Annotated in this window: 24 protein-coding genes; 8 read left to right on the forward strand and 16 right to left on the reverse strand. The window is 67.4% G+C overall.

The features are described 5' to 3' along the window. Nucleotides 1-129 precede the first annotated feature (129 nt). Complete coding sequence (locus NFL01S_RS11840) at nucleotides 130-1,518, forward strand: DUF349 domain-containing protein (protein WP_062974374.1); 1,389 nt, start codon at nucleotides 130-132, stop codon at nucleotides 1,516-1,518. Between the two features lie 39 nt (nucleotides 1,519-1,557). Here the strand turns inward: NFL01S_RS11840 and NFL01S_RS11845 are convergent, their stop codons facing one another. Continuing rightward, nucleotides 1,558-2,265: an Rv2732c family membrane protein gene (locus NFL01S_RS11845; RefSeq protein WP_210745127.1), complete on the reverse strand. Its 708-nt coding sequence runs from the start codon at nucleotides 2,263-2,265 to the stop codon at nucleotides 1,558-1,560. Continuing rightward, nucleotides 2,262-3,815: a tRNA (N6-isopentenyl adenosine(37)-C2)-methylthiotransferase MiaB gene (gene miaB / locus NFL01S_RS11850; protein ID WP_062974376.1), complete on the reverse strand. Its 1,554-nt coding sequence runs from the start codon at nucleotides 3,813-3,815 to the stop codon at nucleotides 2,262-2,264. The genes NFL01S_RS11845 and miaB overlap by 4 nt, the downstream gene beginning before the upstream one ends. A gap of 58 nt (nucleotides 3,816-3,873) precedes the next feature. Here miaB and NFL01S_RS35360 point away from each other — a divergent pair, with 58 nt between their 5' ends. From NFL01S_RS35360 to NFL01S_RS11870, 5 genes are all read left to right on the forward strand, one after another. Beyond that, nucleotides 3,874-4,011, forward strand: a complete 138-nt coding sequence (locus NFL01S_RS35360) for a hypothetical protein (protein WP_157116472.1) — start codon at nucleotides 3,874-3,876, stop codon at nucleotides 4,009-4,011. Nucleotides 4,012-4,557: 546 nt separating this feature from the next. Continuing rightward, on the forward strand, nucleotides 4,558-5,286 hold the full coding sequence (locus NFL01S_RS11855; RefSeq protein WP_157116491.1) for an amino acid ABC transporter ATP-binding protein: 729 nt from the start codon (nucleotides 4,558-4,560) through the stop codon (nucleotides 5,284-5,286). 97 nt (nucleotides 5,287-5,383) lie between these two features. Continuing rightward, nucleotides 5,384-6,223, forward strand: a complete 840-nt coding sequence (locus NFL01S_RS11860) for a glutamate ABC transporter substrate-binding protein (protein WP_062974380.1) — start codon at nucleotides 5,384-5,386, stop codon at nucleotides 6,221-6,223. Between the two features lie 82 nt (nucleotides 6,224-6,305). Then, complete coding sequence (locus tag NFL01S_RS11865; RefSeq protein WP_084492609.1) at nucleotides 6,306-6,986, forward strand: amino acid ABC transporter permease; 681 nt, start codon at nucleotides 6,306-6,308, stop codon at nucleotides 6,984-6,986. After that, complete coding sequence (locus tag NFL01S_RS11870; protein ID WP_062974382.1) at nucleotides 6,983-7,876, forward strand: amino acid ABC transporter permease; 894 nt, start codon at nucleotides 6,983-6,985, stop codon at nucleotides 7,874-7,876. Before NFL01S_RS11865 ends, NFL01S_RS11870 begins: the two co-directional genes overlap by 4 nt. Before the next feature lie 192 nt (nucleotides 7,877-8,068). Here NFL01S_RS11870 and NFL01S_RS11875 read toward each other — a convergent pair whose 3' ends face one another. The 12 genes from NFL01S_RS11875 to pgsA all read right to left on the reverse strand — a co-directional run bounded on the left by NFL01S_RS11875 (nucleotide 8,069) and on the right by pgsA (nucleotide 17,122). Next, nucleotides 8,069-8,728, reverse strand: coding sequence for a class I SAM-dependent methyltransferase (locus NFL01S_RS11875; protein ID WP_210745126.1), 660 nt, complete (start codon nucleotides 8,726-8,728; stop codon nucleotides 8,069-8,071). A gap of 102 nt (nucleotides 8,729-8,830) precedes the next feature. Beyond that, nucleotides 8,831-9,331 carry a recombination regulator RecX gene (gene recX / locus NFL01S_RS11880; protein WP_062974630.1) on the reverse strand — a complete coding sequence of 167 codons (501 nt, stop codon included), beginning with the start codon at nucleotides 9,329-9,331 and terminating at the stop codon, nucleotides 8,831-8,833. Nucleotides 9,332-9,560: 229 nt separating this feature from the next. Continuing rightward, nucleotides 9,561-10,598, reverse strand: coding sequence for a recombinase RecA (gene recA / locus NFL01S_RS11885; RefSeq protein ID WP_062974384.1), 1,038 nt, complete (start codon nucleotides 10,596-10,598; stop codon nucleotides 9,561-9,563). 211 nt (nucleotides 10,599-10,809) lie between these two features. After that, on the reverse strand, nucleotides 10,810-11,004 hold the full coding sequence (locus tag NFL01S_RS11890) for a DUF3046 domain-containing protein (protein WP_062974632.1): 195 nt from the start codon (nucleotides 11,002-11,004) through the stop codon (nucleotides 10,810-10,812). Nucleotides 11,005-11,047: 43 nt separating this feature from the next. Continuing rightward, nucleotides 11,048-12,211 (reverse strand): glycosyltransferase, encoded by a 1,164-nt coding sequence (locus NFL01S_RS11895; RefSeq protein WP_062974386.1) that lies wholly within the window; start codon nucleotides 12,209-12,211, stop codon nucleotides 11,048-11,050. Between the two features lie 79 nt (nucleotides 12,212-12,290). Continuing rightward, nucleotides 12,291-13,010: a PIG-L deacetylase family protein gene (locus NFL01S_RS11900; protein ID WP_062974389.1), complete on the reverse strand. Its 720-nt coding sequence runs from the start codon at nucleotides 13,008-13,010 to the stop codon at nucleotides 12,291-12,293. 76 nt (nucleotides 13,011-13,086) lie between these two features. Further along, on the reverse strand, nucleotides 13,087-13,323 hold the full coding sequence (locus NFL01S_RS35365; protein ID WP_157116474.1) for a hypothetical protein: 237 nt from the start codon (nucleotides 13,321-13,323) through the stop codon (nucleotides 13,087-13,089). Between the two features lie 51 nt (nucleotides 13,324-13,374). Continuing rightward, complete coding sequence (gene pspM / locus NFL01S_RS11905) at nucleotides 13,375-14,316, reverse strand: phage shock envelope stress response protein PspM (RefSeq protein ID WP_063915921.1); 942 nt, start codon at nucleotides 14,314-14,316, stop codon at nucleotides 13,375-13,377. Between the two features lie 26 nt (nucleotides 14,317-14,342). Beyond that, on the reverse strand, nucleotides 14,343-15,176 hold the full coding sequence (gene pspA, locus NFL01S_RS11910) for a phage shock protein PspA (protein ID WP_033241464.1): 834 nt from the start codon (nucleotides 15,174-15,176) through the stop codon (nucleotides 14,343-14,345). Between the two features lie 221 nt (nucleotides 15,177-15,397). Further along, nucleotides 15,398-15,838, reverse strand: coding sequence for a helix-turn-helix domain-containing protein (locus NFL01S_RS11915; protein ID WP_062974390.1), 441 nt, complete (start codon nucleotides 15,836-15,838; stop codon nucleotides 15,398-15,400). Between the two features lie 124 nt (nucleotides 15,839-15,962). Further along, entirely contained in the window at nucleotides 15,963-16,472 is a 510-nt protein-coding gene (locus NFL01S_RS11920) for a CinA family protein (RefSeq protein ID WP_062974634.1), read from the reverse strand. Next, nucleotides 16,469-17,122 (reverse strand): CDP-diacylglycerol--glycerol-3-phosphate 3-phosphatidyltransferase, encoded by a 654-nt coding sequence (gene pgsA, locus NFL01S_RS11925; protein WP_084492611.1) that lies wholly within the window; start codon nucleotides 17,120-17,122, stop codon nucleotides 16,469-16,471. Before pgsA ends, NFL01S_RS11920 begins: the two co-directional genes overlap by 4 nt. A gap of 203 nt (nucleotides 17,123-17,325) precedes the next feature. Between pgsA and NFL01S_RS11930 the strand changes: the two genes are divergently transcribed. Both NFL01S_RS11930 and NFL01S_RS11935 read left to right on the forward strand, forming a co-directional pair. Next, nucleotides 17,326-17,877: an amino-acid N-acetyltransferase gene (locus NFL01S_RS11930; RefSeq protein ID WP_033241462.1), complete on the forward strand. Its 552-nt coding sequence runs from the start codon at nucleotides 17,326-17,328 to the stop codon at nucleotides 17,875-17,877. A gap of 59 nt (nucleotides 17,878-17,936) precedes the next feature. Then, a complete protein-coding gene (locus NFL01S_RS11935; RefSeq protein ID WP_062974394.1) occupies nucleotides 17,937-18,221 on the forward strand; it encodes a YciI family protein in 285 nt (94 codons plus the stop codon). A gap of 67 nt (nucleotides 18,222-18,288) precedes the next feature. On the opposite strand, the gene NFL01S_RS11940 is transcribed toward NFL01S_RS11935, so the two are convergent. After that, nucleotides 18,289-19,290, reverse strand: coding sequence for a TerC family protein (locus tag NFL01S_RS11940; protein ID WP_062974396.1), 1,002 nt, complete (start codon nucleotides 19,288-19,290; stop codon nucleotides 18,289-18,291). A 135-nt stretch (nucleotides 19,291-19,425) separates the two neighbouring features. After that, nucleotides 19,426-22,044, reverse strand: a complete 2,619-nt coding sequence (locus NFL01S_RS11945; RefSeq protein WP_062974398.1) for a DNA translocase FtsK — start codon at nucleotides 22,042-22,044, stop codon at nucleotides 19,426-19,428. Between the last annotated feature and the right edge of the window lie 13 nt (nucleotides 22,045-22,057).

A 22,057-nucleotide genomic window follows, 5' to 3' on the forward strand; every position in this document is an offset into this window, starting at 1 on the left:
GCCCGTGCGGGCCGTACCGAGCGGTGGATGTGGCCAGATCGAGCGGGCGTAGCCAGAATGAGCAGAGCATAGCCATAATGCGCAGCGCGTAAACCAGGCAGCCGTGACGCGCGGCAGGGACGAGGAGCAATGACCCACAGCAACGGAACCGCCAAACCCGGCCCCGGCACCGCCGGTCGCCCGTCGCCCGCTCCCAAGCCCGGTAACCGTCCCAAACCCGGCGAGCCGCATCCGTCGCCCGCGGCGATGAAATCGGCAGGTTCCACGACCGAACACCCGCATCCGGTCGTCGTGCCCACCACCACGGATCCGAGTAAGTGGGGCCGGGTGGACGACGACGGCACCGCATGGGTGAAGACCTCCGACGGGGAACGGATCGTCGGCTCCTGGCAGGCCGGTAACGCCGCCGAAGGGCTCGCGCATTTCGGCCGCCGGTTCGACGATCTCGCCACCGAGGTCGCCCTGCTCGAGGCCCGCCTCGCTGCCGGCACCGACGCCCGCAAGACCAAGACCGCCGCCCTGGCGCTGGCCGAAACGCTGCCCACGGCCGCCGTCATCGGCGATATCGAGGGGCTGGCGGCCCGTCTGCGCGCCATCGCCGAACACTCCGAGGAAGCGGCGGCGCACGCCAAGGAGGAGAAAGAGCGCACCCGGCACGAGCACACCGAACGCAAAGAGGCGCTCGCCGCCGAGGCCGAGCAGATCGCCGCGGAATCCACCCAGTGGAAGGCCGCCGGTGATCGGCTACGCGAAATCCTGGACGAGTGGAAAACCATACGCGGAGTCGACCGCAAGGTCGACGATGCGCTCTGGCGGCGGTACTCGAAGGCGCGTGAGGCGTTCAACCGCCGCCGCGGCGCCCATTTCGCCGAACTCGACCGGGAACGCGCCGCTGCCAAGACCCGCAAGGAAGAACTGTGCGTACGCGCCGAGGAGCTGTCCGGTTCCACCGATTGGCCGGCGACAGCCGCGGTGTTCCGGGAGCTTCTCGTCGAATGGAAGAACGCCGGCCGGGCTCCCCGGGAGGCGGACGAGGCACTGTGGCGGCGGTTCAAGAGCGCCCAGGATGTATTCTTCGCCGCCCGCAATGCCGCGGCCTCCGAACGCGACGCCGAATTCGCCGATAACGCGACCGCGAAGGAAGAGCTGCTCGCCGGTTACGAGCCGCTGATAGACCCCGACTCCGATCTCGAAGGCGCCCGGACGGCACTGCGTGACCTGCAGGAACGCTGGGATGCAGTCGGTAAGGTGCCCCGCGAGCGGATGCACGACCTGGAAGGCCGGCTGCGGGCACTGGAGAAGCGGGTACGCCAGGCAGCCGACGCCCAGTGGCGCCGGACCGATCCCGAAGCGCTCGCCCGGGCAGCGCAATTCCGCGAACGGGTGGCGCAGTTCGAAGAGCAGGCCGCGAAGGCCGAGGCCGCGGGTAAGACCCGCGATGCGGAGAAGGCACTCGAACAGGCCCGCCAGTGGCGCGAATGGGCCGAAGCCGCGGAGGGCGCGGTAAGCAACCTCTGAGCAGTGGCCGGCGTTTCCCGGCGCACCTCGCGCCGGGAATCAGTCCTCACCGAGCCGCCGGCGCCACTCCCGCTCTTCGTCGCGGGCCGCGGCGATCCGACGCTGTTCCTCCGCGGCCAACTGCAGGGCGGTGCGGCTCCATACGACCCTCACCCAGTGGAAGGTCAGCACCATGATCGCGATCGTGCCCAGAATCAGCCCGAACCCCGGGCCCGCCCCCACGTAGTTGTTGATCCCCGGCGTCTGCCGATGCCAGATCGAGAAAACACCGAACGCACTGGCGATCGCCGACCCGGCCACCGCCAGCCATGCGAGTGCCCAGCGCCGGGTCATCAGCGCCAGCAGCGAGAACCCGATCCCGAACACCAGCACGAACCAGACGAAGATCCGCGACGGCAACCCGATGTGCTCGGCACCGGCCACCTCCGAACCGAGCAGCACATCGAATCCGCGCGCACCCCCGGCATGCGGCAGCACCAGCGATACCAGCAGGACGAAGACCGCACCGGCCACCACCATGGCACGCGCCCCGGGGTCGATCTCCCCGGCGATCCGGCGTTCCACCGCGTCCAGATCGTCGCGGTACTCCTCGAACTTCTCGGTCGTCTCGGCCGGGTTCACTGCGTCCTCGTTTCCATCCGCTGATTCGTCGTGTCCTGCCGCCGGGTCGCCGGCCGGCGGCCGCACCGGGCCGGAAGCGCCGGATTCGTCCGCCCGCTCCCGATCGTCGTCACCCGGCAGAGTCATACTCCGCACCCGGTGGAGCATCCCGAGCCGACCGGTTCCGGCTCCGGCGCACCGATCCGGGGCAGACCGAGGCCCACCCCGATGGGTGCGGTCTTGGGCGTGGTTCCGGCCTCGTGCGCATCACCGGCACGGGTACGCCGATGCGTGCGGACCCCGCTGTCGGCGACGAGATGATGGGGAGCCGCGCCCGTCACCGTCACGGTGACCACATCGCCCGGACGGATCGGCTCGGTCGCGCCCTCGGGCCGGAAATGCACCAGCCGGCCGTCGCGAGCGCGCCCGCTCATCCGGGCGGTCGCGGCGTTCTTCTTCCCGGCGCCGTCGGCGACCAGCAGCTCCACCTCGGTCCCGACCAGCTCCTGATTGGCTTCCAGGCAGACCTGATCCTGCAGCGCGATGAGCCGGTCGTAGCGCTCCTGGACCACTTGTTTGGGGACCTGATCGGCCATTTCCGCCGCCGGAGTTCCCGGACGCGGCGAATACTGGAAGGTGAAAGCGCTGGTGAACCGAGCCTTCCGCACGACCTCGAGGGTCTGCTGGAAATCTTGCTCGGTCTCCCCCGGGAAACCGACGATGATATCGGTGGTGATCGCGGCATGTGGCATCACCGCCCGCACCTTGTCGATGATGCCGAGGAAGCGGGCCTGCCGGTACGAGCGCCGCATCGACTTCAGCACCCGGTCCGATCCCGATTGCAGCGGCATATGCAGTTGCGGACACACGTTCGGTGTCTCGGCCATCGCTTCGATCACATCGTCGGTGAACTCGGCCGGATGCGGCGAGGTGAAACGCACCCGCTCCAGCCCCTCGATACCGCCGCACGCGCGCAGCAGTTTCGCAAACGCACCACGATCGCGAGGCTGGTCGGGGTCGGCGAAGGATGCTCCGTAGGAATTGACGTTCTGTCCGAGCAGCGTCACTTCGAGAACCCCCTGGTCCACCAGTGCCTGCACTTCGGCCAGCACATCGCCCGGGCGGCGATCGACCTCCTTGCCGCGCAGCGACGGCACGATGCAGAACGTGCAGGTGTTGTTACAGCCGACGGAGATCGAGACCCATCCCGCGTACGCCGATTCCCGCCGCGCAGGCAGCGTCGACGGAAAGGCCTCCAGCGATTCCAGAATCTCCACCTCGGCCGCGTCGTTGTGCCGGGCACGCTCGAGCAGCACGGGCAGCGAACCGAGATTGTGCGTGCCGAACACCACATCGACCCAGGGCGCCTTGCGCACCACCGTATCGCGATCCTTCTGGGCCAGACAGCCGCCGACAGCGATCTGCATACCCGGCCGCGACGCCTTGACCGGCGCGAGGTGGCCGAGCGTGCCATACAGCTTGTTATCTGCGTTTTCCCGCACCGCGCAGGTATTGAACACGACGAGGTCGGGGGTCGCGCCGGGCGCGGCCCTGGTGTAGCCCGCATCCTCGAGCAGGCCGGACAAGCGTTCGGAATCGTGCACGTTCATCTGGCAACCGAAGGTGCGGACCTCGTAACTACGCGTTCCGGCCGCCTCGCCCCTGGTAGGAAGCGTTACCTGTCCGATCGAATCCACCCGTCCAGGGTACGGGCTGTCATTTCGGCGGCGCTTCCGGCGTCGAAGGGTCGAAGCGTTGCCGACACCTGCACTCGTCCGGTTCGCTCATCGCTGTGTCATGGTGGCGGCTCCCGCGGTGTGGGATGGCCTGATGACCATGGGTCTACGGGCAGACCATCTGCTGATTTCGGAGCTGGGGCCGACCAACCGTTGACCACGGACCTCAGGCCGGACCAAAGGCCATACCAACCGTTGAAGGGGCAGGCTGTAATTTCGGAGCCGCTCCGCGGCTCGAGGGCGGGCCCGGTTCTTCAGTCCTGCGTTCCTGCGCTTCGCTCCCCGCTCCGTCGCTCCGGAACCGGGGCCCACTCAGGGAGGGCCGACCATCGATTGAGGCGCGATACAAGGTGGTGGAGCTGCGCAGGGGCACGGCTGGATCGCTCGGCGACCGTCGACCGGGCGAGGAGCCGGCCGGAGTCCGGTGGCGCCGGCGATCCACTCCGAGTCCGGACCGCGGCTGTTATCAGGCACACTGGTCGCGCGCGGGCGTGCCACCGGTGGATCGCGCGGCAAATCACCGACGAGCGAACGGATTACGGTGGATTGCCGTCCGGTTAATCCGGAATGTCGGGACGGTGTGGCGGCCGGGTGTGTCGCCGAAAGGCGCGCAAATCCGGAAATTCGGCTTAAGGTCATCTGCATGACCGACGCCACCGACGCCGACGCGCCAGGTGCGGCGGGCGATACCGCCACGCCGCCGATGATCTCCCTACGCGCTGTCGACAAGCACTTCGGCGCCCTGCACGTTCTGCGCGATATCAACCTCGAGGTGCCCCGCGGGCAAGTGGTGATCGTGCTCGGCCCCTCGGGTTCCGGAAAGTCGACACTGTGCCGCACCATCAACCGGCTGGAACCGATCGACTCCGGTGAGATCCGGGTCGACGGTGTGCCGTTGCCCGCGGAGGGCCGGGGTCTGGCCGCTCTGCGCGCCGATGTCGGCATGGTCTTCCAGTCCTTCAACTTGTTCGCGCACAAGACGATCATCGACAACGTCATGCTCGCGCCGATGAAGGTGCGCAAGGCCAAGAAAGAAGAGGCCCGCACACGGGCGATGGAACTGCTGAAACGCGTCGGTATCGCCGATCAGGCGGATAAGTATCCGGCGCAGCTGTCCGGTGGCCAGCAGCAGCGGGTCGCGATCGCACGCGCCCTCGCGATGAGCCCGAAGGTGATGCTGTTCGACGAACCCACCTCGGCACTGGACCCCGAGATGGTCAACGAAGTTCTCGATGTGATGGTCTCGCTCGCAAAAGAGGGGATGACCATGCTGGTGGTCACCCACGAGATGGGATTCGCCCGCCGCGCCGGCGACCGCGTGCTGTTCATGGCCGACGGCCAGGTCGTGGAGGACACCGACCCGGAGACCTTCTTCAGTGCACCCGAGTCCGAGCGCGCCAAGGACTTCCTGGGCAAGATACTCAGCCACTGACAGCACGCAGGCCGGCCCGGCTCCGCGAACAGCGTGGCAGCCGGCGCGATCGGCGCGGCAGACAGCACCATCGAGAAGATGAGGGAAGGAAAACCCGATGAGGATCAACCGAGCATTCCGCCTCGCAGTCGGAGCGGTCGCCGTGGCCGTGACCACTGCCACCACCGCCGCCTGCGGTGGCGGCAGCGATAAGACCGCGCTGGAGAACGCCCAGGAGGGCGAGCTCACCATCGGCATCAAGTACGACCAGCCCGGTCTCGGCTTGCGCAACACCGACGGCACCTACAGCGGTTTCGACGTCGAGGTGGCCAAGTACGTGGCCTCCAAACTCGGTGTACAGCCGGACGCCATCACCTTCAAGGAGGCACCGTCCGCGCAGCGTGAGACGCTGATCGAGAACGGTCAGGTCGATTTCGTGGTCGCCACCTATTCGATCACCGACGCCCGTAAGGAGAAGGTCGATTTCGCCGGCCCCTACTACGTGGCCGGACAGAGCCTGCTGGTGCGCGCGGACAACAACGAGATCACCGGCCCGGAGAGTATCGCCGGAAAGACCGTGTGCTCGGTGACCGGTTCCACGCCGGCGCAGAACATCCAGAAGAAGTTCCCCGATACCCAGCTGCAGACCTATGACACGTACTCGCTTTGCCTGGAAGGCCTGAACAGCGGCGCGGTGGCGGCAATGACCACCGACGACATCATCCTGGCCGGTTACGCCTCGCAGGCGCCCGGTAAGTACAAGGTCGTGGGCGAGAAGTTCACCACCGAGAACTACGGGATCGGTGTGAAGAAGGGTGATAAGGAGACCCGCGACAAGATCAACGACGCGATCGAGGAAATGATCAGCTCGGGCGCCTGGGATGCCGCGTTCCAGGAGTCGGTCGGCAAGGCCGCCAGCTACGAAACCCCGGAGGCACCGCAGGTGGACCGGTACTGATCACTGCATCGGCGGGCCGGGCCGGTAACGGCGCGGCTCGCCGATCCCGGCCCTTCCCGCCGATCGGAGGCGCGCAACCACCGTGTTCGATTTGATCTCGGAATACGACACCCAGCTGCTCGACGCATTCTGGATGACCATCAAACTGACTGTGCTGTCCGCTGTCGGTTCGCTGGTACTGGGCACCCTCATAGCCGGTATGCGGGTCTCCCCCGTCCCGGTGGCCCGCTGGGTCGGCACCATGTACGTGACCATTTTCCGTAATACGCCGCTCACCCTCATCCTGGTGTTCTGCTCGCTGGGCCTGTACTCCACGCTCGGGATGAACCTGGCTGCCGACGGCCCGACCTCACTGGCCGACAACAATTTCCGCTGGGCGGTAATCGGCTTGAGCGTGTACACCGCCGCGTTCGTCTGCGAATCGCTGCGAGCCGGAATCAATACGGTGCCGCTGGGCCAGTCGGAGGCCGGACGTTCCCTCGGTCTCAGCTTTCTGCAGAACTTGCGGATCATCGTGCTGCCGCAGGCTTTCCGGTCGGTGATCGCACCGCTGGGCAGTGTGTTCATCGCCCTCACCAAGAACACGACAGTCGCCTCCGCGATCAGCGTGGCCGAGGCCTCGTTCCTGATGAAGAACATGATCGAAACCGAGGCGGCGCTGATCACCATCGGCCTCATCTTCACGCTCGGCTTCGTGATCCTTACGCTGCCGGCCGGCCTGCTGTTCGGGCATCTGGCCAAACGATTCGAGGTGGCCCGATGACCGGCAAGGCATCCGTTCTCTACGACGCACCGGGCCCCGTCGCCCGAGTCCGCAATATCCTCTACTCGCTCGTCGTCCTGGCGGCGGTACTGGTCGCAGGCTGGTACGTCTACCGCGGTTTCGCGGATCAAGGCCAGTTCACGGCCGATAAATGGGAGCCGTTCCTCGACGGCGCGGTATGGACCACCTACATCCTGCCGGGCCTGGAGGGCACCGTGGTCGCCGCGGCGCTGTCGATCGTGTTCGCCCTCGTGCTCGGCATGATCTTCGGGATCGCCCGCCTCTCCGATCACCGGTGGGTGCGCTGGACTGCGGGCACGATCGTCGAGATCGCCCGTGCCATCCCGGTACTGATCCTGATGATCTTCCTCTTCGCCCTGTACTCCGAATACGACCTCTTCGATTCCGAGTACCTGGCGCTGGGCGCCGTGGTGACCGCGCTGACCATCTACAACGGGTCGGTGATCGCCGAAATCGTGCGCGCCGGAATACTGTCCCTGCCCAAAGGCCAGACCGAGGCCGGGGTCGCACTGGGGCTGCGCAAGGGCCAGCTGATGCGCCTGATCCTGCTGCCACAGGCGATCACCGCCATGCTGCCCGCGCTGGTATCGCAGATGGTGGTGGCGCTGAAGGATTCCGCTCTGGGCTATGTGATCACCTACGAGGAAGTAGTTCGTAGCGCCCAGCAACTCGGCGCCGCGGAATCGAACACCATCCCGGCACTGATCGTTGTCGCGATCATCATGATCCTGCTGAACGTCCTGCTCTCCACCATCGCCACCCGGCTCGAGAAGCGTCTCCGTTCCGGGCGTCGCAAACGGGGCGGCGCGGTGGTCGCCGCCGACACCGTGATCACCGATGCCGCTCCCGGAGTGGACATCACCAAGTAAACATGTCTATGCCGGGCGGCGGGTGAGCGCGAATACGCTTTCCCCGCCGCCTTGCTGTCGGCACTCGGCGGCCATGACCGCCCCTGAGCGGCCCGGCCCCGCAGGGAACCCGACCGAACTGCGGCGCGATACCGAGTCGGCACGAAGCACCTCGACGTCGCCGCAGCTGTACGGGGGCCGGACCTCAGGCCCCTAGGCGACGCCCTGTCCGGCGGGCGCGTCGTAGACCAGCGTGTATCGCCAGAACAGGCGCCGCCGAATCCGCGCCCCCGGAAGTTCCCGCCCGGCCGCCGCCCGGATCTCTGCCAGACTCTCCTGTGGCTCGGCCGTGGGTGCCCGCATATGTGCGGGCAGTGCCGTAGCTCGTGCCGGATGCTTGATCATTCCGACGATCGGGTTGAGAACAACGGCAGGTAAGGCGACGAGCATATCGAGGGGGCCGGCCATACGGTAGCAACCGACGATCACGAGCCGCCCGCCCGGACACAGACACTCGCGTAGTTCACGCATGGCCGGGGCCAACGGCAGATGATGCAGGACGGCGACAAGGGTGACAGCATCCCAGCGCCGCTGCGGTTCACGTCCGGCAAAATCGTCCTGGACGATCTGCACAGCAGAGTCGCCGGCGAAACGCTCCGCCGCCGCCCGGGCGGATAGGACGTCGGGTTCGAGCCCGGTGATCCGAGGGATCCGGCCGCGGAGCCGAGCGATGAGATTACCCGTCCCACATCCGATATCGAGCACATCACGGGCGCCGGCGGCCATGACCCGGCGCTCGACCCACCGGCTGTAGTGCTCGTTGTGACTCCACGGATGGCGGCGGTTGAACCGGTCGAGTCGAGTCAGCAGCATCACCGCATTCTCCGTGTTGTCGCCGGGGCCCGCCGGCACGGACCTACAGCCCGCACGTTGCGGCCATGCATGAACTGCCGCAGCCGCGGTGAACCGGTGCAGTCAGCCGAGTGGCGCATCGGGTTCGCCGAGGTCGGTATCCCCTCGGCTCGCCTCCCATTCGGCCTTGACCACCGTGTACGCCACGGAGTGGCCGTAACCGCGGCGGGCGAGCATTCCGACCAGCCGCCGGATGGCCTTCTCGCGATCCAGATCTGCGGGCAGCGTGCGCAATTTGCGACGCACCAGTTCGGTGGCTCGCTCGTGTTCGTCGTCGACGGTGATGTCGTCGAGCGCGGCCGTTGCCTCCTCGGGTGCCACGCCCTTGCGGCGCAACTCTTGGGCCAGCGCTTGCCGGCCTTTTCCGGAGAAGCTGTGCCGCTGCCGCACCCACTGCCGCGCGAATTCGGCATCGTCGACCAGCCCCACCTCGGCCAGTCGGTCGAGAGACCGCTCGATCACCTCGGCGGCGAACCCCTTGGCGGATAATCGCTGCGCGAGTTCGGCACGGCTACGCGCGCGAACCGCGAGCAGGCGCAGGCACGCTTCTTTGGCTTGTTCCAGCGATCCTCCCGGCGGGCTGCCTTCGGCACCGCCGACGTCCTGGTGCCGCCGTGCGGCGCCGGGACCGGGCGGACGGGTCCGCTGCGGATCCGACCCGTCCGCCCGGTGTCCCCGGCCGGAGCCGGCGGACCGGCCGCCGACCGCGAGAATTTCGTCCAACTGCCGCCGGACCTCCGCCACCGGATCGGTCAGGCCCGGGCCATCGGATACGGGGCGCTGATTCATCGGATCAGAAATCGGCCGGAGTCTCCTCCGTAACGGTCACATCCGCGCCGATGCCCAGCTTTTCCTTGATCTTCTTCTCGACCTCGTCGCGGATATCGGTGTTGTCCAGGAGGAACTTGCGGGCGTTCTCTTTACCCTGCCCGAGCTGATCGCCCTCGTAGGTGTACCAGGAGCCGGATTTACGGATGAACCCGTGCTCCACTCCCATATCGATCAGCGACCCCTCCTTCGAAATCCCGTGACCGTACAGAATATCGAATTCGGCCTGTTTGAACGGCGGGCTCACCTTGTTCTTCACAACCTTCACCCGGGTCCGGTTGCCCACCGCGTCGCTACCGTCCTTCAGCGTTTCGATACGCCGGACATCCAGGCGCACCGACGCGTAGAACTTCAACGCCTTACCACCGGTCGTGGTTTCGGGGGAACCGAACATGACTCCGATTTTCTCGCGCAGCTGGTTGATGAAAATCGCGGTGGTACCGGAATTGTTCAGGGCACTGGTCATCTTGCGCAGAGCCTGACTCATGAGGCGGGCTTGGAGGCCGACGTGGCTATCGCCCATTTCGCCCTCGATTTCGGCGCGCGGTACCAGCGCGGCAACCGAGTCGATGACGATGATATCGATGGCGCCGGAGCGGACCAGCATATCGGCGATTTCCAACGCCTGTTCACCGGTGTCGGGCTGGGACACCAGCAGGGCGTCGGTATCGACGCCGAGTTTGGCGGCGTAATCGGGATCGAGGGCGTGCTCGGCGTCGATGAAGGCAGCGACCCCACCGAGGGCCTGCGCGTTGGCGACGGCATGCAGTGCGACGGTGGTCTTACCGGAGGATTCCGGACCGTAGACCTCCACGATCCGGCCGCGCGGCAGCCCCCCGATACCCAGCGCGACATCCAGTGCGATGGAACCGGTCGGGATGACCGAGACGGGCTGACGGGCCTCCTCCCCGAGGCGCATCACCGCGCCCTTGCCGAAACTCTTCTCGACCTGTGCGAGTGCGAGCTCCAGCGCCTTGTCGCGGTCGTAGGCCTGTGGCGCCATCGTGACTCCCCTTTTCACCGGTTGGTTGGTAGGTAGGTGGTGTGGTTGGTGCCCACGGTAGAGGGCGGCACCGACAAGTTCCGGGGCTCAGCCTAGACGAACAGATGTTCGAGTCAAGCTCCGGATCCGCGAGTCGCCGCCCACCCCGTCACCGGTGCCACGCCGGCGTCATATCGCTATCCGGCCGGGGCCGTGGATCCGGCGCTCCGGTTCACCACTTCGAGCGTGGAACGTCGAATTCGGCGCACAATGCGCGCCACACCTCGCGCGGATCCACACCGGCTTCGATCGCGGCCGAGCCGGTCCGGCCACCCAGCGCGAGGATGACGTGATCGTTGAGCAAGGTGTCACCCCGGGTCTCGCCGAATTCGGTGTGCAAGAGTTCTTGGAATTCCGTCAACCGCACGTGCCCGAACATACCTGTCCGCACCCCCTGTGCGGTCCGCGGATCAACCCGCCCGGACCCCGCCCGCCACCCGGCGACAGATATCCACCGGGTCCGCGACGTCATCGGCTCCCGCAGCGGCGGTGCGGGCCGCGGCCGTGAAACCGGGGTCGTCCAGGATCCGGCGGACCGCCTCCCGTACCGAATCCGCGGACAACGGCCGGATCAGCAACGAACTCCCCTGCCGCACGGCGCGATTCGCCAGTTCCCACTGATCTCCGCCCCCCGGAATCGTGACCACGGGAACTCCGGCGGACAAGGCCTTGGCCAGCAACCCGTGCCCGCCGCCGCCGATCACCACCGACGCCCGGGACAGCAATTCGTCCTGCCGTCCCAACCCGGCCCGTGCCCAGGAAGGCAGATCGGGCCGCGGCTCGTCCAGCGTGGAGATCACCACCCGCACTCCCGCTCCGTCCAGCGCTGCCAGGACGGTATCGGCCATTCCGTCCACACCGGTATGTGCCGTGGACGGAGCGACCATCACCAGCGGCTCGTCACCGGGTGGGGGTTCGAGGATCCGGTCGGTGGGCTCCCAGAACAGTGGTCCGATGAGATGCGCATTCTCCGGCCAATCCGGTCGCGGCACTTCGAGTGCGGGCAGGGTGGCGATCAACCGGGCAGCCGGGCCGGGGTCGGCGACCGGTAGCCCCACCCCGGCTCGTGCCAGCTCTCGTTGGCGCGTACCGGTGCGAACGGCACGATCGGTGAATTTCCGCAGTACCGCGTCACGGGCGCGACCACGCAACCCGGTCCCCGGGGCGAGACCGCTGCCGATGGGCGGCAGCCCCTTCGACGGGAGGTACAGGGGATGCGGGGAAAGCTCCACCCACGGGACCCGCAGCCGCTCGGCCGCCATCCCGCCACCGGCCGTCAGCACATCCGATACGACCAGTTCAGGCAGCATGGCGCTGAGTTCGGGCAGGATCTCGGTCGAGATATGGGCCGCCCGTTGATGAATCCGCGCACCGGCATCGGCATCGTCGTCATCCGGGCGGGGCGCCAGCCCCTTCAACCGGCGTACCCCGATCCCGGCTTCCCGGGCGGCGTCGAACCACCGCGGACCGGTGAAGAGCACGGGTTCGTCACCCGCTTCCCGGAAACGCAGGCATATCGCGATAGCGGGAAACGCATGGCCCGGATCGGGGCCGGCGACAACAGCTACTCGCATTCGCTCAGCCTGCCATGGCCGGTTCCCCCGGGGTGCGCGGGGGTTCGAGGTCGGCGCAACGTCGTTCGGGCCACACAGCTCAGAAAGTGAACAGTTCGAAACCGACCGCGCGGGTGGCCGGGAAACCCGTGATAGGCCCGGTAGTCATGGTCACCACGGCCCTCGCCTGCTCGGCCACGGGCTGCTCCGGATTCAAGACTTCGAGATAGCGGCGGTGTTCCGCCAGCGAAGCCTCGGCTGCCTCGACGGTGGCGGTGACGTCCACCGCATGGGTAGCGCCGCTGGGAACCGCGACAGCCGCCCAGCGCGCGTTCCACGGCGCGAGATCGGCGATTTCGGGAAAGATCCATTCGTTCCCCGCATCCGATACCGCATCGAGGCCGGCCCGTCCCACCGCCCGATGGTCGGCACTGTTGACGAACCCCGGCGCCCAGGTCGGACCGAAATGCCCGAGGACCACGAGTTCCGGACGATATCGCCGGATCGCGGCGGCCAGATCTCGGCGTAGTGCCGGGTTCGCCTCGAGGCGGCCGTCGGGATGGCCGAGGAATTCGACCGCCTGCACTCCGACCACGGCCGCCGAGGCGCGCTCCTCGGCTTCCCGGAGCGGACCGGACTGCGCGGGCGGCAGTCCGGCGATTCCGGCTTCTCCGGACGTAGCCAGTAGATATCGGACATCCTTGCCCTGGCCGGTCCAGCGGGCCACGGCCGCAGCAACCCCGTACTCGATATCGTCGGGGTGCGCGACGATGACCAGTGCACGCTGCCAGTCTTCGGGGAGCGGGGGAACGGTTGTCATAGGGCCATCCTGGTCGATCCACATCCTGCGCGCGACGGAAACCGTCCTGCTCCGGACCTCTCCCCGTTACGGCCGTTCAGACCTTGGTTACGGTGTTGTGGTCGTCCGACCCCGAAATCGCCTTGTAGAGCAGATACAGCCCGAACACCACGGCGCTGATCACCAGGATCGGGAACAGCCCCTCGATCAGCGCGCCGATCACTGCCAGCGCGATCCAGACGACGGCGACCACACCGATGATCTTCCACAACATTTTGCCTCCCAGCGATTGTCTCCTTACATCGAGCATGGCACCGCGGGAACGGGAAATCACCAGGTGAAAGGCAATATAGGGGGAAGATCAGGGTTGTCCCTGAGGGGAATTTCAGCGGTGGCCGGTGTGGCGTACAGGCTCGGCGGCAGGCGCAGGCATACTCGGCGCGGCGGGCGGAAGCAGCGGATCGGGCGCTCGGTCGGCAAGTTCGGTGAGGGCCTGGGCCCATCCGTCCATCCGGTCGGCGGCCTGGCGGAGGTCGGCGACAATACCGTCGAATTCGTAGCGCAGTGCGCCTGTTTCGTCCACGGCCACGACTCTCGTGGCCGCGGCCACGACCTGCTCGTATTCGGTGACACCGGTATCGAGCCGGGTGGCGATCGATTGCACGGTCTCGTTCAGGCGCTCGAGATCGGCCGCATCGGCGAGGGCGGCGCCGCCGCCGTTGCCGAGGGTGCGTACGGCGCCCTCCATGGTGGCGATATCGGTGGCGAGCGCAGTCAGGGCGGCGGCACCGGAAGCTGCGGTGGCCACCAGATCGTCCAGTTCGCCGGCGGGTAGGCGGCGGGTGCGTGCGATCCGGCCGGCCACATCGTGCAGAACCCGTTCGGCGCGGGCCAGCCGCGATATCGCCGGCCGGGCCGCGGAGCGAGCGGACGGGAGTTTTCGCGGGACGTACCCCGCGAGCGGCAGCGGCGCGCGACGCAACTGCAGGTAGCGCCGAGTACTCAGCGCCGCGCCGGTGACCAGGGCGATAGCGCCACCGCCCAGGACGAGCACAGCCCAGGCGGGAGCGGACAGGATGACGAGGCCGACCGTTCCGGCGGTGGTCAGACCGGACGCGGTGCTCAGGCCGATACTGCGGCGCCGGGCACGCCGCCGGCGCCGCAGTTCACGTTCACGTGGGTCCGCCCAGCGCCGGACGGCGACGAGGGCATTCTCTCCGGCCGTCCGGAGAGACTCGGCGACGGAGACGGCCTGCTGCGGGAGGTCCGGGCGGGCAGGCTCGAACGCCGGGGCCCCGGCGGGGTACCGGGGTCGATCAGACTTCATATGCTGTCCTCGCCGAACTCGTCCCGCTACTGCTGAGCGGTCTGGCCTTTGTTCATCTGCGGTTGGGGCTGGGCCGGCTCGGCAGCGGATTTGCCCGGATCGATCGCGGCGTTGGCGTCGCCGGCGGGCAGGGCGTCACCGCGCATGGATGCCCGGATCTGTTCCAAACGGCTGTGGCCCGCCATCTGGATGCTGGCCTGCTGGACCTCGACCATCCGGCCCTGGACGGTGTTCTGGGCGAGTTCGGCGGACCCGAGAGCGTTGGCGTACCGACGCTCGATCTTGTCGCGCACCGCATCGAGGCTGGGAACGCTACCGGGGGCCGACAGGGTGCTGTCCATCTGCTGCAGGGAGGCGCTGACCTGCTCCTGCATTTTCGCCTGTTCGAGCTGGCTGAGCAGTTTGGTGCGCTCGGCGACCTTCTGCTGGAGCAGCATCGCGTTCTGCTCGACCGCCTTCTTGGCCTGTGCGGCGGCCTGCAACGACTGATCGTGTAGCACCTTGAGGTCTTCGACCGACTGTTCCGCGGTGACCAGCTGCGCGGCGAACGCCTCGGCCGCGTTGGTGTACTGGATCGCCTTCTCGGTATCTCCGGCGGCATTGGCCTGATCGGCCAGCGAAACCGCCTGCCGGGCGTTGGCGTTGAGCTTCTCCACCTCGTCGAGCTGGCGGTTCAGCTTCATCTCGAGCTGCCGCTGGTTCCCGATCACCGAGGCGGCCTGCTGGGACAGTGCCTGGTGCTGGCGTTGCGCTTCTTCGATAGCCTGCTGAATCTGGACCTTCGGATCCGCGTGCTCCTCGATCTTGGAGTCGAAGAGGGCCATCAGATACTTCCAGGCCTTCGTGAACGGATTAGCCATCGGTTGATCCCGCCTCCATCTACTGTGCCGCCTGGGGCGACTCGCCAGTGCGCGACCGTCACGCACTCCTCGGTACCTATCCTCCACCATGCGGCGTCCGGTACCGGCTACCGAAAGGCCGCGTCACGCCGCGGGCGGCCCGCGGACGCCTCCTACGAATCTATCTGCTCCGGTGCTTTACGCGCATTGTCACGATCGGATATACCGGTGCTATGACCGATTCAGGCCGCTTCGACCAGTACCAGCGGACCGTTGCTGGGTGCCGGAATGACGATCCGGGTATCGCCGTCGACCTGCGGCCGGGCGGATCCGGCCGACATCGACGCGGCGGCACCGGCCGGAGCGGGTTCGGACGCGGCAGGTTCGGCAGCCGGCTCGACGGTGGCCGGTTCGGCGGCCCCGCGCCCGGGCGCGGCGGCCACGGGGAGCTCTTCGCCGGCGATGGTGGTGCTCACATCCCACAGGACCCGGGCGAGCGGTACGTCGAGGGCTTCGCAGATCGCCGCCAGCAATTCGCTGGAGGCCTCCTTACGACCCCGTTCCACTTCGGACAGGTAGCCCAAGCTCACCCGCGCCGAGGTGGATACTTCACGTAGGGTCCGGCTCTGGGCGAGGCGCGCACGCCGCAGACTGTCCCCGATCGCTTCTCGCAGCAGCGTCATCGAGTTCTCCTTCTCCCGGTAGGCTCGTCGCCTCTGATGCCGCAGCCCACGGCACGCACGCGGTTCTCTCCTGGCACAACGTCGGAACCGGTCCCGGAGGTTCCCGGACCGGACACGGAATCGCTCACCCGGTGGGTGGAGCACCCCGCACGCACCGCAGCAGTTCCTGTACCGCGGCGCGCGTCGCTGTGAACCTGATATTCCACCGGTCGCCGGTCAGTTTCAACCGCATCACCTCGGTATGCCCGGGTCCGGCGAGACCGAGATAGACGGTGCCGACCTCGATTCCGTTCTGCGGGTCGGGCCCGGCGACCCCGGTCAGGGCCATGCCCCAGTCGGCGGCGCATCTGGTCCTGGCGCCGACCGCGAGCTGTTCGGCGGTGCTCGCCGCCACCGGCCCCTCACCGGCCAATACCTGCTCGTCGACCCCGGCGAGGTGATGTTTCAGATCGGTGGCGTACACCACGAGCCCGCCACGCAATACGGCACTGGCGCCGGGCACCCCGGCGATCGTGGCGGCGACGAGGCCCGCGGTGAGCGATTCAGCGGTGGCGACCGTATGCCCGCTGTCTCGCAGAGCGGCGACGAGTTCCGCGGCCGCGGTTTCCCCGGCGAGCGGGTCCGCCGGGGTCATCGGCGGCTGCGGTGCGGTCCGGCCAGCCACAGCCGCACGGCCTGGCCGACGTAGTCCAGTCCCGTCACCACCGTCAGCACCAACGCGATCCACATCAGCACCATTCCCGCGGTCGCGAACCCACCGGCGAGCGGCAACACCAGGACACCGATCGCCAGCGACTGGATCAGGGTTTTGAGTTTGCCGCCGCGGCCTGCCGGTATGACACCGCGATGCGCCACCGCCAGCCGCAGCAGCGTGATCCCGATCTCGCGGGCACAGATCACCACGGTCATCCACCACGGCAGGTCGCCGAGGATGGACAGGCCGATCAACGCGGAGCCGATGAGGGCTTTGTCGGCGATGGGGTCGGCCAGTTTGCCGAAATCGGTGACGAGACCGTATTTGCGGGCCAGCTGGCCGTCGAAGCGGTCGGTGATCGCGGCGAGCGCAAAGAGCAGGGTCGCGGTGATCCGCCACCCCGTGTGGTGCCCGCCGCCGGCGAACAAGGCCAGAACGAACAACGGGACCAGCGCGATACGCGCCATGGTGAGGATATTGGCGATGTTCAGCAGCGGAACCGCCGATTCGGCGGGAGCCGGAGCACGTTCCCCGCGCGGCCGCGCGGGGGCAGTAAGCCGCCGGTCCATCTCTTCGGGATGCACGCTCATAGCCGTCCCTGCGGGTACGCGCCCCGTCGCCGCTGCGCTGCTGCGCCGCGTCGTCCTGACAGCCCTGGCGCGGCCACCCGCGCGCGCCGCGGCACTGCCACCCGCTCCGGCGTGCCGGAGCACCGGCGCGGGATGGAGCGGGCGGGCGGAGTCTGCGGCACACACTCAGACTATCGGTACGGCCGCCGACTACTGTGCACCCCATGACCTCACGGGGACCTCTGGGCAGCGCGACCGGCGATGCGCCGGGTACGCAGACCGCCTCCGTGCGAGTGCGTCGCGCCCGCACATCCGATGTCGCGGCGATCAAATCGCTGGTCGATGTGTACGCGGGCCGGATCCTGCTGGAGAAGAACCTCGTCAACCTGTACGAATCCGTGCAGGAGTTCTGGGTCGCCGATCTCGGTGATCGCGTGGTCGGCTGTGGGGCGCTGCACGTGCTGTGGGCGGATCTGGGCGAGGTGCGCACGGTGGCGGTGGCACCCGATGTGAAGGGTCACGGTGTGGGCAAACTCATCGTGGATCAGCTCATCGAGGTGGCCCGGGAGCTCGAACTGAGCCGCTTGTTCGTGCTCACCTTCGAGGTGGAGTTCTTCGCCCGGCACGGGTTCGCCGAGATCGACGGCACTCCGGTCACGGCCGAGGTCTACGCGGAGATGTGCCGGTCCTACGACACGGGCGTCGCGGAGTTCCTCGATCTCAGCTATGTGAAACCGAACACGCTGGGCAACACGCGGATGTTACGCACGCTCTGACGTGGGTCCGGTTCGGACGAGCCCACCGGCTCGCGGGGGTCGCGCATTAGAGTCGTGCCGTGCCGATCTTCGCCGTCCAGTACACGTACTCCGATGCCACAGCCGCCGAACGTGATACGCAACGCCCGCGCCATCGGGCGTGGCTCGCCGAGCACCTCGCGGCGGAAACCCTGCTCAGCAGCGGGCCCTATCCGGACGGCTCGGGTGCGCTGCTGGTGTTCCGCGCCGCGGATTCGACAGCGCTCGGGCAACTGCTGACCGCCGACCCGTTCGCGCAGGCGGGCTTGATCGACGAGGTACGGGCGACCGAATGGCAGCCCGTCCTAGGCGCCTTCGCCGGCTGACGGATACCGCAACCGGCCGTCGTTACCGCGTACCGGCCGGTGTGGTGCGGCCGGTACGCGGTATGAACTAGTCCTTCGGCTCCGCCGGCTGCGGCTGCGCCTTGCCTCGCGTACGCAGCAGACTGGCCACCGTGGCAACCACCAGGACCCCGAGGATCACCGACAGCGACAGCCCGGTGGAAATCTCCGGCACACTCACATGCTCGCCGCCGTTGACGAACCACAGGGTGTTCTCGTGCAGGGCGTGCAGGACCAGTTTGACGCCGATGAAGGCCAGGATCGCCGACAGTCCGTAGGACAGATACACCAACCGGTCGAGCAGGCCGCCGATCAGGAAGTACAGCTGGCGCAGACCCATCAGCGCGAACGCGTTCGCGGTGAACACGATGTAGGGCTCTTCGGTGAGACCGTAGATCGCCGGGATCGAGTCGAGGGCGAACAGCAGATCGGCGAAACCGATGGCCAGCAACGCCAGCAGCATCGGGGTGACCACCTTCCGGCCGTCGATCCGGGTGATCAGTTTGTCGCCGTCGTAGTTCTCGGTAGTGGGCACCAGCCGTTTGGTCAGGGCGACGATCCGGCTGTCGCGTTTCTGTTCCTCCTCGACCTCGTGCCCGCTCTCCCGCAGCAGTTTGACCGCGGTGTAGACCAGGAACAGGCCGAACAGGTAGAAAACCCAGCTGAACGCACTGATCGCCGCGGCACCGACGGCGATGAACCCACCGCGCATCACCAGTGCGACCACGATGCCGATCAGCAGCACCTTCTGCTGATACATCCGCGGCACGGCGAAGGTGGACATGATGATCAGGAACACGAACAGGTTGTCCACCGAGAGCGCCTTCTCGGTGACGAAACCCGCGTAGTACTCGCCGGAGTAGGTACCACCCCATTGCCAGGCGATCACACCGCCGAAGGCGAGTGCCAGGCCGATGTACACGGCCGACCAGAACGCCGATTCACGGAAGGTCGGTTCGTGCGGCGTGCGCACATGGGCGAAGAAGTCGAAAACGAACAGGCCGAGGATCACCACGATGGTGACCCCCCACACGAGAGCGCTTACCTGCATGCGGTGATCCGTTCAGCAGTACGAGTCATGACCACAATCATGCCCGATATGCCCGATTCAGGCGTGTTGCGGGGTGATTGCCGGTTATCCTTGCACACCCGCCGCGCCGACTCCCGAGGGCACGGCACGTTTCCGTCACTGATCGCCCGGTTCCGGGGCCTCGTCCCCGCCGCCGCGGATCGACCACAGCAGACCATCGAGCTCGTCCGGTTTCACCAGCACATCACGCGCCTTGGAGCCCTCGCTCGGCCCGACCACACCGCGGGTCTCCATGAGGTCCATCAACCGCCCCGCCTTGGCGAACCCGACCCGTAATTTACGCTGCAGCATCGAGGTGGAACCGAACTGGGAGGTCACCACCAGCTCCACGGCCTGCAAAAGTACATCGAGGTCATCGCCGATATCGGGATCGACATCCTTCTTCTCCCCCGCCTTGGCGGCGGTGACGCCCTCGGTGTACTCCGGCTCGGCCTGGTTCTTGGTGAACTCGACGACCCCCTGGATTTCTTCATCGCTGATGAAGGCACCCTGTAGGCGGGTCGGTTTCCCGGCGCCCATCGGCAGGAACAGTCCGTCGCCCATACCGATGAGCTTTTCGGCGCCGGGCTGGTCGAGGATCACGCGCGAATCGGTGAGCGAGGAGGTCGCGAAGGCCAGCCGTGAGGGCACATTGGTCTTGATGAGACCGGTCACCACGTCGACCGACGGACGCTGGGTGGCCAGGACGAGGTGGATACCCGCGGCCCGGGCCTTCTGAGTGATGCGCACGATGGCGTCCTCGACATCGCGCGGCGCAGTCATCATGAGATCGGCGAGTTCGTCGACGATGGCCAGGATGTACGGGTACGGCCGGTACACGCGTTCGCTGCCCAGCGGTGTGGTGATGGCGCCGGATTTCACCTTCCGGTTGAAATCGTCGATATGGCGGACCTTGCTGGCCTGCATATCCTGATAGCGCTGTTCCATCTCCTCCACCAGCCAGGCCAGCGCCGCGGCGGCCTTCTTCGGCTGGGTGATGATGGGCGTGATCAGATGCGGAATGCCCTCGTACGGGGTGAGCTCCACCATCTTCGGGTCGATCAGGATCATCCGGACCTCGTCCGGAGTGGCCCGCTGCAGCAGCGATACCAGCATCGAATTGACAAAACTGGATTTACCGGAACCGGTGGAGCCCGCCACCAGCAGATGCGGCATCTTGGCCAGGTTCGCCGCGAGGAATTCACCCTCGATGTTCTTGCCCAGGCCGATCACCAGCGGATGGTGGTCGTTGCGGGTGGACGGCGCCTTCAGCACATCGGCCAGTCGCACCAGTTCCCGGTCGGCATTGGGCACCTCGATACCGACGGCGGATTTCCCCGGGATCGGGGCGAGCAGGCGCACGTTCTCGGTGGCCACGGCGTAGGCGATATTGCGGGTCAGCGCGGTGATCTTCTCGACCTTCACCCCCGGCCCGAGTTCTACCTCATAGCGGGTGACCGTCGGTCCGCGGACGAACCCGGTGACGGCCGCATCGATCTTGAACTGCACCAGCACCTCGGTGATCGCCTCGATCATCGACTCGTTGGCGGCGCTGCGGCGGCGCGGCGGGTCTCCGTCGACCAGCAAATTCATCGGCGGCAGCGTGTAATCGCCCTCGGCGACCCGGTCGGCGACGAATTCGGGTTCCGGATCCGGCGGCGGAGTCTGGTCGACCGGTGCCGCCGCGGCCGGTTTTCGCTTCTTGCGACCGGCCGGTTTCTCCTCGCCGGCCGGTGCGATCGGTTTGGCATCGCGCAGCGGAGGTTCGGCGACGCCGTCCGGGCCGACCGGCGGCCCGCTGAACTCGTCGGCCGGGTAACTGTCGGCCGGGCTACGGCCGCGGCGGCGAGACCGCCCTGCCGGTTCGGCCGGCTCGTATTCGTCGATCGGGTCGTATCCGTCGCGATAGTCGTCCTCGTACCCCGGCGCGCCGAAGAATTCCCGCAACCGCTGCGGCGCTTCGCGCACCGTCGTCCCGGTGACCAGAAGCACACCGAACACCATGGCCAGCAACAGGATCGGCACCGAAAGCCACGCGGTGAGCCCGTCGGTGAGCGGGCCACCGATGACGAAACCGGCGAAGCCGGCGGCCTCGGCGCGCCCCGCGGCGTCGGCCGGCCCACCGTCGGCTATATGCCACAGCCCGAGGAACGGCAACCCGATCAGCAACCCACCCAGCACCAGGCGCGGACGGATCTCCGGTCGCGGTTCGGTGCGCATGAGTACGACGGCGATACCGGCGGCAACGAACGGCAGGACCGAGGAGGCCGAACCGGTGACCGCACGGATGAGGCCTTCCACCCAGCGCCCGATCGGACCGCCGGCCGACAGCCACACTGCCGCCGCGATCACGGCGCTGAGGGCGATCAACCCCAGCGCAGCCCCGTCGCGCCGATGCCCGTGTTCGATCTCCCCGGCGCGGCTGATCGCGCGTGTGGTGGCGCCGACCCCGCGGGCCGCCATGGTCCATCCGCCGCCGACCAACCGGGTGAACACCGCCAGCGGGGCGGTATCCGAACGCCGTGGTGGGGCGGGACGGCGTGTGGTGCGCCGGGCACGGGCGGCGGACGCCTTGCGCGCGCCGCCCTGCTGTGCGGTTTTCCGCGCCGGGCCCTGGGCCCGTGTGGCGCCGTCCGATCGACGCGTGCCCGAACGAGAACGGGCCGCGGTGGTCCGCCCCCGAGCCGATCCCGCCCGCGCACCCGGTGTGGTTGTGCCGCGGGACTTACCTGCCATGGGCTCAGGCTAG

The organism is Nocardia flavorosea NBRC 108225, assembly GCF_001613385.1.
Taxonomy (GTDB): Bacteria; Actinomycetota; Actinomycetes; order Mycobacteriales; family Mycobacteriaceae; genus Nocardia; species Nocardia flavorosea.

What these genes read in the sequence shown, in the direction of transcription:
- NFL01S_RS11875 (WP_210745126.1), bottom strand. Translation starts at nt 8,728, where the DNA reads ATGCTGCTGACTCGACTCGACCGGTTCAACCGCCGCCATCCGTGGAGT.
- NFL01S_RS11915 (WP_062974390.1), bottom strand. Translation starts at nt 15,838, where the DNA reads ATGACGCTGCTGCGAGAAGCGATCGGGGACAGTCTGCGGCGTGCGCGC.
- recA (WP_062974384.1), bottom strand. Translation starts at nt 10,598, where the DNA reads ATGGCGCCACAGGCCTACGACCGCGACAAGGCGCTGGAGCTCGCACTC.
- NFL01S_RS11900 (WP_062974389.1), bottom strand. Translation starts at nt 13,010, where the DNA reads ATGACAACCGTTCCCCCGCTCCCCGAAGACTGGCAGCGTGCACTGGTC.
- NFL01S_RS11870 (WP_062974382.1), top strand. Translation starts at nt 6,983, where the DNA reads ATGACCGGCAAGGCATCCGTTCTCTACGACGCACCGGGCCCCGTCGCC.
- NFL01S_RS11930 (WP_033241462.1), top strand. Translation starts at nt 17,326, where the DNA reads ATGACCTCACGGGGACCTCTGGGCAGCGCGACCGGCGATGCGCCGGGT.
- NFL01S_RS11845 (WP_210745127.1), bottom strand. Translation starts at nt 2,265, where the DNA reads ATGACTCTGCCGGGTGACGACGATCGGGAGCGGGCGGACGAATCCGGC.
- pgsA (WP_084492611.1), bottom strand. Translation starts at nt 17,122, where the DNA reads ATGAGCGTGCATCCCGAAGAGATGGACCGGCGGCTTACTGCCCCCGCG.
- pspM (WP_063915921.1), bottom strand. Translation starts at nt 14,316, where the DNA reads ATGAAGTCTGATCGACCCCGGTACCCCGCCGGGGCCCCGGCGTTCGAG.
- NFL01S_RS11945 (WP_062974398.1), bottom strand. Translation starts at nt 22,044, where the DNA reads ATGGCAGGTAAGTCCCGCGGCACAACCACACCGGGTGCGCGGGCGGGA.
- NFL01S_RS11940 (WP_062974396.1), bottom strand. Translation starts at nt 19,290, where the DNA reads ATGCAGGTAAGCGCTCTCGTGTGGGGGGTCACCATCGTGGTGATCCTC.
- NFL01S_RS11920 (WP_062974634.1), bottom strand. Translation starts at nt 16,472, where the DNA reads ATGACCCCGGCGGACCCGCTCGCCGGGGAAACCGCGGCCGCGGAACTC.
- NFL01S_RS11895 (WP_062974386.1), bottom strand. Translation starts at nt 12,211, where the DNA reads ATGCGAGTAGCTGTTGTCGCCGGCCCCGATCCGGGCCATGCGTTTCCC.
- NFL01S_RS11855 (WP_157116491.1), top strand. Translation starts at nt 4,558, where the DNA reads ATGATCTCCCTACGCGCTGTCGACAAGCACTTCGGCGCCCTGCACGTT.
- NFL01S_RS11840 (WP_062974374.1), top strand. Translation starts at nt 130, where the DNA reads ATGACCCACAGCAACGGAACCGCCAAACCCGGCCCCGGCACCGCCGGT.
- pspA (WP_033241464.1), bottom strand. Translation starts at nt 15,176, where the DNA reads ATGGCTAATCCGTTCACGAAGGCCTGGAAGTATCTGATGGCCCTCTTC.
- NFL01S_RS11860 (WP_062974380.1), top strand. Translation starts at nt 5,384, where the DNA reads ATGAGGATCAACCGAGCATTCCGCCTCGCAGTCGGAGCGGTCGCCGTG.